Origin of the sequence: Paenibacillus sp. OK003 (genome assembly GCF_900109515.1) — a bacterium.
Taxonomy (GTDB): Bacteria; Bacillota; Bacilli; order Paenibacillales; family Paenibacillaceae; genus Paenibacillus; species Paenibacillus marchantiae.
On record NZ_FOBD01000002.1, the window covers coordinates 1 to 17,348 of the forward strand.

12 protein-coding genes and 3 pseudogenes are annotated in these 17,348 nt (G+C 47.3%); 11 read left to right on the top strand and 4 right to left on the bottom strand.

Features of this window, described 5'->3' with window-relative positions:
- Positions 1–375: 375 nt before the first annotated feature.
- Positions 376–1,992, bottom strand: coding sequence for an extracellular solute-binding protein (locus BMW94_RS02835; protein ID WP_090994287.1), 1,617 nt, complete (start codon positions 1,990–1,992; stop codon positions 376–378).
- Between the two features lie 18 nt (positions 1,993–2,010).
- Positions 2,011–4,359: an AraC family transcriptional regulator gene (locus BMW94_RS02840; RefSeq protein ID WP_090994291.1), complete on the bottom strand. Its 2,349-nt coding sequence runs from the start codon at positions 4,357–4,359 to the stop codon at positions 2,011–2,013.
- A gap of 240 nt (positions 4,360–4,599) precedes the next feature.
- Between BMW94_RS02840 and BMW94_RS02845 the strand changes: the two are divergent.
- From BMW94_RS02845 to BMW94_RS02855, 4 genes and pseudogenes are all read left to right on the top strand, one after another.
- Positions 4,600–6,369 (top strand): annotated as a pseudogene (locus BMW94_RS02845) (phosphatase PAP2 family protein); the annotation flags it as partial.
- A gap of 309 nt (positions 6,370–6,678) precedes the next feature.
- Positions 6,679–7,173, top strand: a pseudogene (locus BMW94_RS31215) (S-layer homology domain-containing protein); the annotation flags it as partial.
- Between the two features lie 183 nt (positions 7,174–7,356).
- Positions 7,357–7,821, top strand: a pseudogene (locus tag BMW94_RS02850) (SDR family oxidoreductase); the annotation flags it as partial.
- A 248-nt stretch (positions 7,822–8,069) separates the two neighbouring features.
- Positions 8,070–8,657 carry a Crp/Fnr family transcriptional regulator gene (locus tag BMW94_RS02855; protein WP_090994292.1) on the top strand — a complete coding sequence of 196 codons (588 nt, stop codon included), beginning with the start codon at positions 8,070–8,072 and terminating at the stop codon, positions 8,655–8,657.
- Between the two features lie 27 nt (positions 8,658–8,684).
- On the opposite strand, the gene BMW94_RS02860 is transcribed toward BMW94_RS02855, so the two are convergent.
- Positions 8,685–9,401, bottom strand: a complete 717-nt coding sequence (locus BMW94_RS02860) for a DUF4386 domain-containing protein (protein WP_090994295.1) — start codon at positions 9,399–9,401, stop codon at positions 8,685–8,687.
- Between the two features lie 132 nt (positions 9,402–9,533).
- Here BMW94_RS02860 and BMW94_RS02865 point away from each other — a divergent pair, with 132 nt between their 5' ends.
- The 7 genes from BMW94_RS02865 (at position 9,534) to BMW94_RS02895 (ending at position 16,621) form a co-directional block, all read left to right on the top strand.
- On the top strand, positions 9,534–10,487 hold the full coding sequence (locus BMW94_RS02865) for an SMI1/KNR4 family protein (protein ID WP_090994297.1): 954 nt from the start codon (positions 9,534–9,536) through the stop codon (positions 10,485–10,487).
- Positions 10,488–10,888: 401 nt separating this feature from the next.
- Positions 10,889–12,514, top strand: coding sequence for a rhamnogalacturonan lyase B N-terminal domain-containing protein (locus tag BMW94_RS02870; RefSeq protein ID WP_090994299.1), 1,626 nt, complete (start codon positions 10,889–10,891; stop codon positions 12,512–12,514).
- A 49-nt stretch (positions 12,515–12,563) separates the two neighbouring features.
- Positions 12,564–13,901, top strand: coding sequence for a cysteine peptidase family C39 domain-containing protein (locus BMW94_RS02875; protein ID WP_090994301.1), 1,338 nt, complete (start codon positions 12,564–12,566; stop codon positions 13,899–13,901).
- Positions 13,902–13,916: 15 nt separating this feature from the next.
- Positions 13,917–14,435, top strand: coding sequence for a hypothetical protein (locus tag BMW94_RS02880; protein ID WP_090994303.1), 519 nt, complete (start codon positions 13,917–13,919; stop codon positions 14,433–14,435).
- A 259-nt stretch (positions 14,436–14,694) separates the two neighbouring features.
- Positions 14,695–15,360, top strand: a complete 666-nt coding sequence (locus BMW94_RS02885; RefSeq protein ID WP_090994305.1) for an SDR family NAD(P)-dependent oxidoreductase — start codon at positions 14,695–14,697, stop codon at positions 15,358–15,360.
- A 40-nt stretch (positions 15,361–15,400) separates the two neighbouring features.
- Complete coding sequence (locus BMW94_RS02890) at positions 15,401–16,135, top strand: SDR family NAD(P)-dependent oxidoreductase (protein WP_090994307.1); 735 nt, start codon at positions 15,401–15,403, stop codon at positions 16,133–16,135.
- A gap of 66 nt (positions 16,136–16,201) precedes the next feature.
- Positions 16,202–16,621: a MarR family winged helix-turn-helix transcriptional regulator gene (locus BMW94_RS02895; RefSeq protein WP_090994308.1), complete on the top strand. Its 420-nt coding sequence runs from the start codon at positions 16,202–16,204 to the stop codon at positions 16,619–16,621.
- An 82-nt stretch (positions 16,622–16,703) separates the two neighbouring features.
- Here the strand turns inward: BMW94_RS02895 and BMW94_RS02900 are convergent, their stop codons facing one another.
- Positions 16,704–17,201, bottom strand: a complete 498-nt coding sequence (locus BMW94_RS02900) for a DinB family protein (RefSeq protein ID WP_090994311.1) — start codon at positions 17,199–17,201, stop codon at positions 16,704–16,706.
- Positions 17,202–17,348: the final 147 nt, after the last annotated feature.

Here is a 17,348-nt window from a genome sequence, read left to right on the forward strand (position 1 = left end):
ACCGTCGCTCGCATATGGACTCCCGCGCTTAGGGCTTCGGGGAAAAGCAGCTTTTTGTGATGGGCTTGACAAAAACGTTCATAGCAACGAACCTACCGCACCTTAAAAGGCAGATCATCAACGCTTGCAAGATTTAACGAACCTCAGTAACGCTATTTCGTCATAAAACGTTGTCAAAACCTAAAAAATTGACCGAATTAACGAAATAACGTCTCTGTGATTCGTTAGATCTCAGATCTGGACAAATGCAAGCGAATAGCGTGTCTCAGGTTCATTCAAACAAAATAACACGAAAAGGGGATGTCCCCTGTCATATTCATGACTTATGGGATATCCCCTTTTCGGTTCAGTCAATCATTCACTCACTCACATCAATCACTCATTCGCTTCGCTTAGTACTTCCGCGCCGCCTGAAGCCATGAACTCCTCCACGAAATCATCAAATTCGCTCAGCGGTCTCTCGCCTGTAATGAAAGAGATGTAGGCCTTGTTCTTCAGCTTGATCAGCTCTGCTCCGTTTTTGGCAAGGGAGGGGGTTGCTACCTCAAGCGAATTATAGATGCCGTCCTGATCCAAGCCGAGGGTGGAAGCCCATTGCTCTCGTCGCCCGGTCTGCTTCAGGGGCACGGTCATGCCCAGATTGGCGCCAATTCCGTTCTGATAACTGAACATCTTATCGTACGGAGGAAGAATGACTATGTTCTGCGTAGACGTACCAGTCCAAGTCCAGTGCTTGCCCTTCACGCCGAAGGCCAGGGTAGCTGCCTCGTTCGGATCAGGGTTTGCGCTGACATCATCCAGAATTCGAAGGATCGTCGCAAGCTTGCCCGGTTCCTTAACAGCGTGGGCGCCGATGGCTGTGAAGCTCATTAACATATCGTATCCCTTGGAGCCGCGCTGCCCGTATGGTCCGGTAAAAGGTCTGCCGAACACCACCCGGGCCTCCGGGTTCTTGGCGGTCAGCTCCTTCACGTTAAAGGTCGATTGCACCGGAGTCTCTACGGCATGACCATTCGAACCATAACTCCAGTCCAGGTAATCACCATCCTGAATCCAGTGATAATAATTGCCCATCGATGTCATTCCGATTCTGCCGTTAATAAAGGCGTGGGACAGGTGTTTATAGCTGCCCTTATTTTCCCCAGTAATAAACTCAGGATCGATCACGCCGTCCCGGTACCATTTGCGTAAATATTGCAGTGCTTCTTTCATTTCGGGTTGAAGGGCACCGATGACCTGCTCTCCATCCTTCATGCTGAAGTAGAGCTGATCCGCGAAAACAATTTGCCCAAAGGCGCCAAATACAACGTTCATGCCTTCGCTGGACAGGCCATAGGTATCCTTGATCCCATTGCCGTCAGGATCATCGTTGGTGAAGGCATAGATCACCTTCTCAAAATCAGCCAGCGTCTGCGGCACCGACAGGCCGAGCTTGTCCAGCCAGTCCTGCCGGAAAACGACCGGGGTGCGATAGATGTTGGTCGGATTAATGACGGGAATACCATAATAGGCCCCATCAATCATTCCGGCATTTTCGTAAGCAGGCGCGTTTTTCCGGATGATCCGCATCAGGTTCGGGGCGTATGTGTTGAGCATATCCACAGGAATCTCGGCCAGTACGCCTTGCTGCTGGTACTTGAGCAGATCCTGCGGCTGGCGGATACGGAACAGATCGGGAATGGCACCTTGGGCCAGCTTCATGTCGAGAAGGGATTCATATTTGTTATTTTCAAGATTCCACACATCGAGATCGACGTCGAATTTGTCCTCCACGTACTTGAGCATTTCCGCATCCTCCGGCACCGGATAATTCTGATGCATCGTCCATGAAATGTGGTAGCGCGGATTGGGGGAAGCCGAATCAGCTTCTTGGTTATCCGTTGTGGTCTTCTGCCCGAGTGGCAGATCGCAGCCGCTGAGGATACTGATCATGCCTACCGGAATCAGCATTGCGAGAAGCGCTGTAACGCGAAGCCATCCCTTTTTTTTCATCCGCAACCCTTCCTCACCTTAAGATCCAGCTTCCGTGATTCCTGCCGAAGCAGTCTTGCGTAAATAATGACCTGGCGTACAGCCGTACATTTCCTTGAACCGTTTAATGAAATAGGCCGTGGTGCCATAGCCGACGGAGCTTGCGATCCGTTCAATAGTCATGTTGTTGTTCTCAATCAGTTCTTTGGCCCGTTCCATCCGCCGGGAGGTGACATAGTCGGTATAGGTGACGCCAAGTTCCTCTTTAAAAAGCTTGCTCAAATATTTGGAACTGATGAACACCTGCGCTCCTACGGCCTCCAGTGACAGATCTTCGGACAGATGCTCCTCAATATATTGTTTAGCAAGTCCGATGGTGGAGACGGCCCGGTCGCTATTCCGTTTCTCCGTTTCAGCGATAAATACATTGATCGACTCCACGAGCCAGTCGCGATATGCCACGATATTGGCGATACTGATGTACTCATGATACAGATCGGGATGACCGAGCTGAAGGGGGTGCTTGTAACGGACATTTTTCACAACATCCGAATAGACGAATACCGCATTCGCCAGCATAAAATGGCAATAATCTGCGGGATATAATCCTTCCCTCATCGTGGCAATGAACTGGTCAACGGCGGTAACGGCCTCATCCGGCTGCCTGGCATGAAGCTTGTCCCTGAACTTGGCAAGCATGGCCTGCGGAATTTCGTCCATATTGTGCTCCCGCTGGAGAATGCTGCGGTCCTTCAGGATATGGAGCTCGGGCAAGAAATACGCGTATTTCATCAACGCCTGGGCCTCGCTGAAGCTTCTGTGCACATCGGCCAGCTCCTGTACCCAGGAGCCTGACGACAGCTGGATATCAAGCTGAAACTGCTGTTGTGCCTCTGACAATAGAAGCTGGGACAGCTTGTCCAGCAGCGGTTCAGACGCTATATCCGTACACAGAATAACTGCCAGCTTCTTGTCCGGCAGCTCCTCGGCAATCAGGCGACTATCTGGCAAGGGTAGCGACTCCAGCCCATGGATAAATCTCGATATGACGGATGGCAGATTCTCCGAGCTAAGTCCCATATGGGCTACCCCGGTATTCAGAAGCAAGCAGCTGTATGCGTGATATGGATGTGAGATGCCTAGTGTAGTCCGTTCTTCTGCCCACTGTTCTCGGCTATAGCCGCCATGAAGCAGATTCAGTACAGCGTTATGCTTGATTGCCGGACTGTTCGCCAGCAGCGTTTCCTCAAGGCTGCTCACCTTATCGTTTAATTGCATGAAGGCACTGTCGATCAGCCGATATTCATTCGTAATCTGCGTTGCTGCCGGACCGGATAGGTCCTTAATCCGGCTGACGAGGCGTTTGATCGGGCTGTAGTTGGCTCTGAGCAAAACGGCTGACAGCGCCAGACCGATCACGATGGCGATCATGCAGATGCCGAGGATGAGCTTCTGTACCATGATCGACTGCTCATAATAGAAGCTGGCCGGCATTGCGCTATAGATCGTCCATCCTGTCGATGGCAGGGTCTGGTAGGACACAACAACTGCTGTATTGTCGATGTTGTCGTCAAAGCTGCCCTTTGCGTTTCCGGATTGTAGTGCTTTCTTGATGCTGGCACTGTATTCCGCCAGCTGCCCGAGAGAGTCTGTAGTCGCATTACTAATGGGATAACCCATCGGGTTAACGATAAATGTACTTTTGTATTGTGAGGGCATCATATTCTCTATAATGCTGCTAATCGCGCTTTCTTTTACATCTATTGCAATATAGACATCACCGGTCTCGCCAGTGGATTGAAAAGGATAGCTGTGTGTGTACGTCAACAGGGCGTTGCTGCCGCCACTTGTGCCACCTGGCACGCTGGAGAAAATGTCCTGCGGCACCTGGCGCGAAGCTGTCCACAGACTATTTTGCTGGCTGGTCCGCATGTCCTGAAGCCAATCTGAATAATAAGCCGAGCCTTCCCCTTGATCGGCGTTGTAGCGCAGGCCGTAAAGCGAAGAAAGCATAATGTTATGTCCAGGATAATAGAGATGTATGGCCTGAATCATGTCCGCGTTGCCTGCAACCTTGGACTTAAGTAACTCCTGTAGGTCAATGACGCTGTCCAGCCCGCTTCGAGTATATGGTTCCGCGAACAGTCGAATATCCGCAGACTTGTCGAGTGACAAGTCCAGGTAGATCTGCTGCACCCTTTGCAGGATCGTTCCTTCAATGGTTCGTGTTGTATTTTCAAGAATCAGCTGATTCTTGTTCTGTAATTCCTCATTGTAACTGCGCGAGAAATAGATATAGAAGAAAGAGCATATAAGCAGCACAATGACGACCACGATGGAACCGTACGAAATCGCCAAACCCGCCCATGCGGAGCTCCATTTTTTCATGAGGCATTCCTCCCGGCGACGATTATACACTACCTGATTCCATCAAAGTTCACGATTTATATGAAGGGAATGTTAAATGTCGAAAACAGGCGATATTGCTCCGAAATTGATACAATGGCGAAATTGTTTTATTGCTGGTTCAACGTGACGGGTGCTACATTGAGACCGATTCGAGACCAACTACAAAACGATGGGAGTCGAAAAGATTTGAAAACGAAAGCCAACAAAAACAAAAAGAAAATGTTGACCGCTGCTATGGGTGTCGTGCTCATATCCAATTCAATTGCATCAAATGCTGCGCTTGCGGCGCCAATTGATTCGCAAGTTCCATTGCCGCAGGAGCCGGCTTGGGGTTATTTTGTAGATACGTATAAGAATAATAATTCATCGAACTCTACACTTGAGACCAACCCGGCTCTTGGTACATTGTCCAAGTTCCTGGATCTCTGGACACCAGGTTCTTCCTGGAACAATGGCACTAAGGTTCAGCCCGACATACTGGACTACAACATTCAATATGTAGCGGATATCGCAGCAAACCGCACTCAAGCGGAGGAGGACGCCGCGTACTATACCGATCGTACAAATCAAACTTACGGTGCAACCGAGGGTCTGGGTTCACTGGCTGATGTATATCGTGAAAAATCAGGAACATATACGACCATTACGAGTATCCCGGACGATGCCACAACGAAGAAGTATGACGACGGTAATACCACGAACAAAGCAGGAAGTTCCGATTCCGATCTAGGTAAAATGGTTGATCTGGTCGGAGCCCTGCGCGGTAATGCGGCGTCAACCAACCCTTCCAAAAATTTCTTCAGTTATATGCGTCCGTTCCGCTGGTTGAATACTCATGAGGTTGTTGTGCCAACGCTGAGACCAGCAATTAAAGATGAGGCAGAGGCGGCATCGGATGGTGGCTTCCCGAGCGGGCATACCAATGCGTCCTACCTTGCCGCAATTGCATTCGCTTATGCCGTGCCTGAACGTTTTCAGGAGTTGGTAACTCGTGCTTCGGAAATGGGCAACAACCGAGTTGTTGCCGGAATGCACTCTCCGCTGGATGTCATGGGCGGTCGTGTACTTGCAACTGCCCTGGCAGCAGGTGCTCTGAATGATCCGGAGAATGCTGAATTGAAGCAGGCAGCTTACGATCAGGCGCATAACGTACTGTTGAAGGAGAACGGAACAGCAGAAGACCGATTTACCGACTATGAGAAAAATAAGGCTGAGTATACCGAGCGTCTGACCTATGGCTTCCCGCAGATCGGTTCCACAACGGAGCCTATGCCAGTCCCTAAAGGCGCAGAAGTGCTGCTTGAGACCAGACAGCCTTACCTGAGTGCGGATCAGCGTCGTGCGGTACTGGCGACAACCGGAATTGCCTCAGGCTATCCTGTACTTGATGATCCCGAGGGCTGGGGGCGCCTCAATCTGTTCGCTGCGGCAGATGGATATGGTGCATTTAACAGCGATGTAACGGTAGTAATGGATACGAGCAAGGGTGGTTTTAACGCGGTGGACGTTTGGCGGAATAACATCTCCGGTACCGGCAAGCTGACCAAGGAAGGCAGCGGTACATTGAAACTGCGGGGGGCGAATACGTACTCTGGTGGTACTCAGGTTAGCGCGGGTACATTGGAAGGCGATACAGCTACTGCGTTCGGGCGTGGCGATGTGGTCAACAACGGGGGTACGGTTACCGAGAGCGTAACTGGCAAATGGAACATCGAAGGCAACTTCGCGCAGGCTGCTGACGGTACGCTGGAGCTCAACGTGGCTTCCGCAAATGACGTGCTCAACGTTAAAGGTACGGTGAACACCGCCGGAACACTGCATGTGAATTTTGCCAGCAGTTATGTACCTGGCTCGGGTGAGATTACGCTGGTAAGCCATGGCGCCAATCAGCAAAGCGGAAAATTCACCTCTGTTCAGGTGGATGGCCTGCCAAGCAAGTATAATGCACAGGTGAAGTATGAGAACAACCGCATCGCCCTGGCGATTACGGACACAACAAGTCCGGGCACAACGCCGACTACACCGGGTACAGGTGGTGGCTCCGTCACTACACCAACACCTTCCACACCATCAACAGGTTCAGGCACAGATTCGGGTACGGTTACCACGCCTCCTACAACAGAACCAACGGTACCGCCAGCAACACAGGTGAATCCGTTCAAATCAGGTGTTGTAAGCCAGGAAACCGTGCTGAAGACGGTTAATGAAGCCATTGCGGCGACGAAAAATGAACAAAAGACATTCAGCGATATTTCGGGTCACTGGGCTAACCGAAGCATCGGAGCTGCTGTGAAATTGCGCGTGGTGGATGGTTACGAGAATGGTTCGTTCCGGCCTAATGCGTCTGTCACCCGAGCGGAATTTACCGCAATGATTGCCCGGGCATTTGGCCTTGGCGAGAATTCGGCTTCGGCCAGCTTCAAAGATACGAAGTCAAGCTGGGCTGCCGGATATATCAATGCCCTGGCTGACAAGGGAGTCATTACCGGCTATGCAGACGGCAGCTTCAAACCAAGTGCGACGATTTCCCGCGCTGAGATGGTGACGATTATTGCTCGTGTGCTTGATCTAAACGCACTTGCTACTAGTGCTCCGACAAGCTTCAGTGATGTGGACAGCAGTAACTGGGCAGCGGAGGCAATTACGCAGGCTTCATCGGCCAATCTGGTGCAAGGGCTATCCTCTTCCGTGTTCTCGCCAAGCGGCAAAGCTACACGGGCTGAGGCCGTGACGATGATTATCCGCGCACTGGAGAGCGACAGCTCAATCAAGGCACTTATTGAAGGATTGTAAACTTAGTGGTTGAAAGATTGTATATGCTCTGAGCGATAGTGGAAGGCTTAGCTGAAGAGAATAGCGTTTCCTGAAAGATGGAAAGGGCAGGATGGTTTGTGTAATGCGACCATCCTGCCTTTTTGATATGGTTTTGAAGAGGATAATCATCATGTCTGAGCGGTAAAAACGATGAAAATATATGGTTTTATCGTTGGGATCGAGGAGACGACAGAAGCATCCTACGAGGAGGTCATGAATCTGAATGTAAAAGCACCACTTTTTGTGACGCAGCAGGCTCTGTCCCGAATCAATGATGGGGGTCGTATCATTAACATTTCTTCATTTGTGACCAGGGTTGCTTCCCCGGGAGTGTTTACTTACAGCATGTCAAAAGGCGCGATTGATACGTTTACGCTGCTTCTTGCCAAGCAGTTAGGGAGCCGCAATATTACGGTGAACGCCATTCAGCCGGGAATTATTAATACCGAGATGAATGCTGGGACGTTACAGAACACTAAGGGACAAAAATATGCGGCTGGCCTTTCCGCCTTTGGTCGATGGGGTGAGCCAGAAGATATTGCAGATATTGCTGCATTTCTGGCCTCGCCGGACAGTCGCTGGGTCACGGGACAACTGCTCGATGCAAGCGGCGGATCGCACCTATAACTGGTGGATAATCCTTCTCAAAAGGATTAAATAGCATACTATAAGAAGAACGGTGCTGGATGAATATTGGGGCGCTTACCTTTCGGGTGGCGCTCTTATTTCTTTTTTAGCTGTGTGAACCAATCTTGCCAAGGTGTGCAAAAAGAGATATTTTGAGAGTAAATGAAGTTCGTCGTTGGAAGAGTTAGCCTGGATAAAAAGAGACTGTGTCAAAACAAGTTGAACCGTGCTAGATGAAAGGGGTATAAATGAAAAGCATACTGTTCAAATATATGAGTCAATTCACATCTCTTAACGAGCAGGAACAGCAGGCTATTGTTGAAGATATCCTCGTGAAGGATTATAAAAAGGGAACCGTGCTCCTTAGACAAGGGGAGGTTCCCGCCAAATGTTATTTTGTGCTCAAGGGATGTGTACGGCAGTACGCGATAGATCAAACTGGCAAAGAAGTGACCTCCAATTTCTATACTGAGGAACAAGCGGTGTCCATTTTCAATCGTCATCAGCACAATCAACCATCGGCCTATACCTTAACCTGCCTGGAGGACTGTGTATTGGTTGTTGGTGATTTTCAAGCTGAGAACGACATTATTCTGCAATATCCTCAATTGGAGACGATGATACGCAAGATGGTAGAGGAAAACCTGGGCCAGGTTCAGGATGAATGGACATCATTTATTGCGTCTTCACCGGAAGAGCGATATCAAGCGTTATTGCGAAAACGACCCCATCTTGTCGATCGTGTACCTCAACATCAATTAGCCAGTTATCTGGGAATCACCCCAGAGTCATTAAGCAGAATTAAGAAGCGAGTTCATAGCCGTGATGATCGATAAAAATGTGTTCCGTAGATAAACAGGGCATCATGCTCTTGGGGATTGCGTTCCACCTTTAATCAGCATCCAGATGCCCAAGCCCAGTTCTCCTGCAACCATGGGTATAGCAAATACCATTTGAAGCACTGTAATCAGGGCATCATATGGGGAAAGAAACGTTTTGCATAGGTGAATGACAATATAGCCTACAGCAGCGAGCAGTACCAATATGCTGATCGTTTTGGGAATACGGTTTGATTTTAAAGCAACATAGCCCACGATCAACAGATGTGCACCAAAAACGATAAGGCCCACCGACCAAATCCGTTCAAATAATTCCAGACAGAGCATCATCAGTGCTTGCGTCTGCTCTATTGGAAGCAAGGCTTGATCAGAATTTCCCGTGAGCAGCATGACGATGAGCAGGTTCAGAATGGCGATGCCCAAGAGCGATGAATAGGTGAGACGAAGGCAAGCTCCGAGCAGGGACAGGTTTTGATGAATAGGCTTTAGGAAAATATACAGCCCCCACGAAACGATAACATCGCTAATCAGGATGATGACCCATCCCAAAATCTCGGCCTTGAACAGGCCATAGGATGCAGTAATTTGGTTGAATGTAGTGCTGGCATCGCCGGGTACAACCAGTTTTCCATGGATATAACTATAGGAAAAAAATGCAGCCAGGGCCATAATAATGAGCGTAATTCCTGTAGTTACAGCAGCCTTTCGCTCGTAACAATGTTCTTGTATGGATGTAGACATAAGTAAGATAGCCTCCTGTGCGATAGGGTTGATGTTTATTTTAATCAGGAGCGGCCTGAGGGGCATTGACTTAAATCAAGACACACAAAATGATATAATTTCTACAAGGAAAAAGAGAGGGAGGCAAGATCAATGAATGATGAACTCTTGGAGCGGCTAGAGGCTTGGCATGAACAGGATGAATTTGAAGAGATTGTGGATGCGATTACAGAGGTTCCGGAAGAGGAGCGGGATTATATTCTGGTCAACCATCTGGGCAGAGCGCTGAATAATTTGGAGCGCTATCAGGAGGCAGTGGAGCAATTTCTGTCGGTTGAAACAGAGGGACAGAATGACCCGCTTTGGCATTACCGCATGGGTCTGGCGTATTATTATTTGGAGCAATATGAGAACGCGCGAGAAGCTTTCGAAGCAGCAGACCGATTGGAGCCGGGAGATGAGGATACACAGGAGTTCCTGGAATGGATTCGGAATAAAACTGCAGACGAGCTTACAGAGGAAGCGGTAGAGGAGCCCGTGGATACAGTCCACTCTGTGACTGGAATCACCATAGAAGCTGCACCTGGTATCACTCCGGAATCGACGAGCTTTTGGAATGACAGTCCAGCAAACGTCGATCAATATGTATTGTCCCCGCCTACCGATGAGCAAATTGAAGCAGTGGAAGAGCAGCTGGTGTTCAAGCTGCCGACATTCTATGTGAACATGATGAAACTACATAATGGTGGTGTGCCCCACTATCGGTATTTTCCGGTTAGCCTGGCGGAGAATGATGGGAAGATTCAAGTTGAAATTTCGAATATCCTGGGTGTTGGACGGGAGAAGGCACATTCATTGTGTGGAGCAGCGGGCAGTCGAGTGATTATTGAGCAGGGCGGTTACCCCGAAATTGGTGTCATTTTGTGTGAGTGCCCCTCCGAGTCTGAGGTTGTGATGCTGGATTACCGTGAATCCGGCAATGCCGGTGAGCCCGAGGTGGTTCATGTGAATAAAGCAGCAGGCAACAAGATCACTTGGCTTGCACCCAATGTGGAGACCTTTATTCAAGGCCTGGTGAATGAGGAAAATCAACCTGCAAACCTTTGAGGTTTCACTGTAAAGAAGGTTATAGCTTCCTGTTCTATAACATATTGTAGAGCTGCATCCGTAACAAAGGGTGCAGCTTTTTAGTTGGGAAATCTCTCATTCGCTATTTTCATTGCAACATTATGTAATATAATGGTATTATTTAAATGATATTACCAGTAAGTTGGATGCAGATTATTCCTATACAGGAGGTGTTGTTATAAGCGGTTGATATGGAAGAAAGTTGACCCCATGGATATTCCGCATACAGCAGAATTACCGAGATGAGACACAAGCTCGTTTGTCATACATTATAATGTAAGCGCTTCACTTAGAGTTCAGCTATCTATTATACGATATTTAAATCTGTTTTTGACCCATTACGAAAATGTTAAAAAACGATTCCAGGGAGGGATTCGCTCGTGAGCAGACGTTTAATGAAGAAGGGATTCAGTTCGTTTCTATTCCTGGTGATGATGGCAGCAGCTGTATTATACCCAACATCCACCGGACACGCAGCTACCATCTATGTTACGGATAACGGGTCGAGGGTTGAAGTGAACACGGGAGCAGGGCTGGTATACACGGTGAATAAAACCAATGGCGATATCATATCTGCCAAAATGAACGGAACGGAGCTGAACGGCTCCAGCAAGGCGTCACATATCGGCTCTGGTTTGGGCTCAGCCAATGTAACCTGGAGTACATCTCCTTCGGGATCAACCGTATTGATCACCGTCTCAACCAGCACGCTTACCCACTATTATGCATCACGGGGCGGTGAGAACATAATTTATATGGCGACGTATGTCACAGCAGAACCGTCTGTGGGTGAATTGCGTTATATTTTCCGGGGCAACGGCAGCGTATTGACAGGGGTTCCGGCCAACTCCAATATTCGAAATAATACAGGGGCGATTGAAAGCCAGGACGTTTTTGGTTACGCCAATGGGCAGACTACGTCAAAATATTATGGCAACGATCAGGCCAAGGATTTAAGCGTTCGAGGCGTTACGGGCAGTGGTGTGGGTGTGTTCATGGCCTATGGCGATCGGGAGAAAAGCTCGGGAGGTCCGTTCTTCCGTGATATTCAGTTCCAGAGCGGTGGAGATACGGAGGTGTACAATTACATGAATTCGGGACATGCCCAGACCGAAAATTGGCGTATGGGTCTGCATGGGCCGTATGCCTTGATTTTTACCACCGGTGCAACGCCAAGCGTACCTGATTTTAGCTGGATGTCGGGTCTGAACCTGACAGGTTGGGTATCCAGCCGAGGTAATGTCGTGCTTAACGGGCTCTCTGGCATGGATACGGGTTATGCGTATACAGTTGGTTTTGCCAATAGCAACGCCCAATATTGGGTGAATGCCTCTTCGAGCGGGGCAGCTGCCAAATACAGCATGATTCCAGGTACATACACCATGACGGTGTATAAGGGGGAACTGGCCGTCTATACGGAAAGTGTGAACGTCACTGGAGGATCAACGACAGCGCTGAATACACGTACGATCAACAATGACCCAAGTAAAGCATCCAGCATCTGGCGCATTGGGAATTGGGACGGTACGCCATCGGAGTTCCTGAACGGCCAGACGATTCCGATCCGTCACCCTTCCGATAGCCGTAATCCGAGCTGGGGCCCTGTCAGCTATGCAACCGGCAGTGCAACCAACAAGTTCCCTGCGATTCAGTTCCGTGGACAAAACTCGCCCACAACCGTTACCTTTAGCCTGAACTCTTCCCAAGCTGCATCTTCGCATGTACTTAACATCGGTATTACGGCAGCATACAACAATGGAAGACCCAGCGTAACGATTAACGGTCAGACGCTAACGAATCCGGCAGCTTCATCCCAACCGAATTCTCGCAGCTTTACGATTGGCACCTATCGGGGCAACAATACAACCTTTTCCTGGAATATACCAGCATCCTATTTCGTTAATGGGTCTAACACAATAACCATTACGCCAATTAGCGGCTCCAGCGATTTGGGCAATTGGTTAAGTGCCGGCTGGGTGTATGACTGTGTTGAATTGTTGAATTAAAATTAAGGCGCTATATGTAAATATATTGTAATTATATTAGGAGGCTCTTATGCAAAATAAAATGCAACGGTATATTTATGTTATGATTTTCCTTTTGCTGTTTTCATTTCTACCTGTCTCTTCTGTTAAGGCAGGTCCCATCCAGCCTGATCAAAACATAATTGTACAAGAGGGCGAAGAAAACAAAGAATCGGTTCCTCAAATGTTGTCTGAACCGGAGGTTCTGCAAATTGCGCAAAAGCATATACAGGGTTATATGGCCAATGATATTCAAACCAAAGATCGTATTATTGAAGCTTCAACCAATATGATTCCTCTCTACAATTTGAATAATCAGATTATTGCTTACGCAGTCCCTCTAGTCGAGGGAGATCGAGAGATTGGTTATATTTCAGTAGGAGCGCTAAAGGATGGCTATGATGCATATGATATTTTTATAGATGACTCAGTCGTACAAAGGCTTCACCAATCGTTATCCAGTCCGTCCATTATGGAGAAAGCTGAAGAAAGAAAAATAGTATTTGTGCCACCAATGAATTATATGGTTCAAGTGACAGACAAGGGCCATCAGCAATACTTTGGAATGGAAGATAATTTTCAATCCTTGCGTGATATTACTGAAGCAGTTGAAGTCAATATGGAGGAATTACATCAAAAATATGAAACTATCCGATCTGAAGAAAATCGGGAATACATGGATCAAATTCTACAGAGTGATATTAGCGCTCGGGCTACCGCTGCGGTTGCCAAAGAAGAAGTAAGTCTTACTGTTGAAGCCAATCAATCCATGTTTGTACCAGTACAGGATGGTTCGGGTTACAGTTATGGAGGAAACCAGAATTGGTACTCTCAAAATACGCATAAAGAACGGGGATGTGGTCCGGTTGCAGCGGCCAATATTACCAATTACTTGGCCAAAATTACGAATCCTTCAGTTTACAGTACCTTGTATATTGGTAATACGACATCTAAGCAGGATTTTCTGGCACATATGGATAAGATGTATGACTACGTAAGTCCAGGCATATTGGGTAAAATTTCGGTGGGCGGTTTTGCTTCCGCAGTGGAAAGCTATGCAAAGGATAAAAAGGTGAATTTGAGTAGAGTTACGGATAATTCGGCATTTACGCTAGATAACACAGCTGCCTATATAAAAGCGGGGTTGAGCCTCAATTCTCCTGTTGCAACCCTCAATCTTTCCAAATTTGATGATTACGAATACGAATGGCATTGGATGACGATTACCAAGTATTATCGAGATACTACAGACAGCAGATGGATCGCTGTTTCGACCTGGGGCCAACGCAGGAGTATCAATTATCGAACTCATTTTGATGCCATAGCAGGTAACCGTACATTAGGCGGAGGATTCATGTATTTCAAATAAAGAGCAGGTGATTATATGTCTGGCATCAAACATTGTTCGGGAATATTGCACGTTGTGAATATTCTGGCTCTCGTTCTTTTCTTGACGGCATGTACTTCTTATACCAACGTCTCTTCAGAAGGAGTCAAATCATTTCGGCAGGATATCGAGCAAGATTTTCCTGCTATTCAAAAGACGGAGATTCGTTATTCCACACCTCGGGTCGAAGTAGCATATACGGTCAAAACAGAACCGGATGAAGAAGAGATTCATCGACTATTCACTCAAACCACAGTATTTATGACCAGCCCTTCTTTTAAAAGTGAAATTATTGATGAACAGTACCGTAGGAAATATCCAAGCTGGGGCGACCCAGAGCTTGCCGTGACTGTAACCTTACGCGGAAAGGATATATCTGCTTACCAGTTTACTTGTAAGCCAGAGAAATCGGAATCCGATTCTGGTAACGTGACATATGCCCAGTGGTACGTTCAGACACCAGATGATACTGTAGGCAAGCCTTATCCTGACTCTGGGATGGAGAATGAAAAGTGACATTATAAAAATTTTCAGAAAATATGGATCAATACATTGATTAAGAGACTTGATGCTATACAGCCCTTAAATCCATGAGGGCTGTATTTTTATAAACACTTCGCTTGCTTCGCTAAAGGCATCCAAAATAAGGATACAGGGCCGTATGCGTTGCAGAATGACAATTCCTCTGCTAATATTTAGACATCTAATATTTAGACATCTAAATAATAGAACTGTTATTTATTTTCGGTTTCTTTATGAAAGGAGCTTGAGAACCATGTTGAGAATGAAAGACAAAGTAGTCCTTGTAACTGGAGGCGCTTCTGGAATAGGATTGTCCGCAGCCCAATTGATGGCGAGAGAAGGAGCAAAAGTCGTTATTGCTGATTTCAATGTCAATGGGGCAAAAGAAGCGGCAGCGAACATTCAGGCTCAAGGCGGAGAAGCAGTAGCCGTTTTTCTTGATGCCGGAGACGAATTTTCGATTAAAGAAGCTGTGGAGTTTACGGTGCAACAATATGGTAAGCTCACGAGTCTGTTCAACAATGTTGGCCTGACCAATCTGAAGAAGGATTTGGACGTGGTTAACGTAGATTTGGACGAGTGGGATCGGCTGATGAACGTGAATCTGACAAGGTATATTGCCACCCAATATGGCAAGCATAACATTCGTTGCAATGCTGTCGCGCCCGGATTGATCTTGACCCCGGCAGCCCAGAACAATATGCCTCCGGACGTATTGGATATGTTCGCAAAATATAACGCACTGCCTTATCACGGTGAGCCCGATGATATTGGATACACCGTCGTATTCCTGGCCTCAGATGAGTCCAAATTCATTACCGGACAGACCATCCAGGTTGAGGGCGGCCATTATATTGCCAATCCAACCGTTCCGGATTTTGAACAGTTTATGAAACTACACAATACGACTAACAACTAAAGCAGCGCCGTATAAATAAAATATGTTAGGAGCGTTTCATATGGGAAGATTAGATAATAAAGTCGCTATTATTACAGGTGGAGCTTCCGGAATTGGTGAAGGTATGGTGGATCTCTTTGCAAAGGAAGGCGCCATCGTTATTGCTGCAGACATTAATGAGGAAGCACTGGAGAAAGCAAGCCAAAAAGAGAATGTGTACGGAATGAAGCTGAATGTTTCCTCCGATGAAGATTGGGAGTTATTAGCGAAAGTCGTTAAAGAACGCTTTGGTAAAATTGATATTTTGGTCAACAATGCAGGCATTTCTTCAGAGAAACCATTTGAAGAGATCGATGCACAGGATTGGCAGAAAATGCTCTCCATTAATGGATTTGGCCCATTTGCTGGCATGAAGCATGTAGCTCCTTATATGGCAGCACAAAAGAAAGGTTCCATCGTCAATATTTCTTCATACACCGCTTTGATTGGACAAGGCTTTAACCACTATTCGGCATCCAAAGGCGCAGTACGCGCATTATCCAAAGCGGCAGCGACAACCTTCGGTCGTCAGGGTGTTCGGGTGAATGCTCTCTTCCCGGGGATCATCGAAACACCAATGACGCAAGCCTTGAACACTTCGAAGGAATTGCTTGACCGACTTATTCAGGCAACGCCTCTGCAACGTCTGGGGCAAGCAATCGATATTGCCAACGCTGCACTGTTCCTGGCTTCGGATGATTCTTCGTACATTACAGGATCTGAGCTGGTTATCGATGGTGGATACTCAGCCCAATAGCGTGTAAAATGATGACAGCCCTTAAGTTAATGAGGGCTGTTGTTGTATTTTTACGAGGAGGATCATATGGAAGAACAGAACATTTTTGAGCTCATACACAACATGGACAATTTCACCAATAAATTGATTATACAGTGGAACAAATCGTTTAATGAGGACCTCGGCGTCTCTCATGTGCTTGTACTCAGTCATCTGAATCAAAATGGAAAAAGCCGACCTTCGGATATTGCCAAACTATTGGGCCTGACTCCGCCAACGCTCAGCTATTTAGCCGATAAGCTGGTAGCCAAGGGATTAGCCGTCAGAATCGTAGATGAAGCTGACCGACGCATAATATATTTGAGCATTACCGACAAAGGGGCCGAAGTCCTTGAAAGAGCAATCTTGGAGGGGCAGAAGCTGCGCAAGAATTTATTCCAGAAACTGAACGAAGAAGATCGTGCCCAATTAGTAAACATTTTTGAAAAGATGAATCGGGAAGATTAAAAAATAGCCTGGACCTTTGACATAAAGGTAGCAGGCTATTTTTTGTGTGATAGTAGAAACTATACAGGAGAACTTCCGTTCATTAGGCCGGGAAACCGCCTCCTGGTGGTGGCCATGCCCCGTAGAAGCGACGCAGCAGCACAATCTCGCCCAGATGGTACGAGTTATGAGACGCGATGTTGCGCAGAAGTCCTGCTTTGGTTTCGCCTGGGAAATACGGCAGTGGCTCATCCAACTGAACCGTTTCGGCAATCGTTACTGCTCGATCTACCCCGTCCAGGAAGGCCTGAATATCTGCCTCCCACGCTGCTTCATCCTGAGGACCCGTCTCTTCTGGCCAACTCTCCATCACATTTGCTGGAAGCTGCGGCTTTCTTCCTTCCAAATGCTCCAACATGAATTGTTGCCAGTAATGCATATGTTTCACCAATTGATAGATACTGTATGGCATATGTTCGTGTTTGCGACTAGCTAGTTCTACGCTAATGTCCGGTAGAGCGCGTGCAATACGAATATGTCCGCGTTCTCCGACTAGTGATTTGACCAGGGCTTGTCCGAATAGTTGATTGGTATCCGACATGCGGAATCATCCTCTCTTTGTTCATCTGATTGAGATAATGGATATGTATTTAATAGTATACAATTAAATTTTATAAAATCAAAAATCGTAACTATTTTAAGCCACAGGATTTCTAAAGGATTCTTCTTATGTTAGTATTTTTACTTA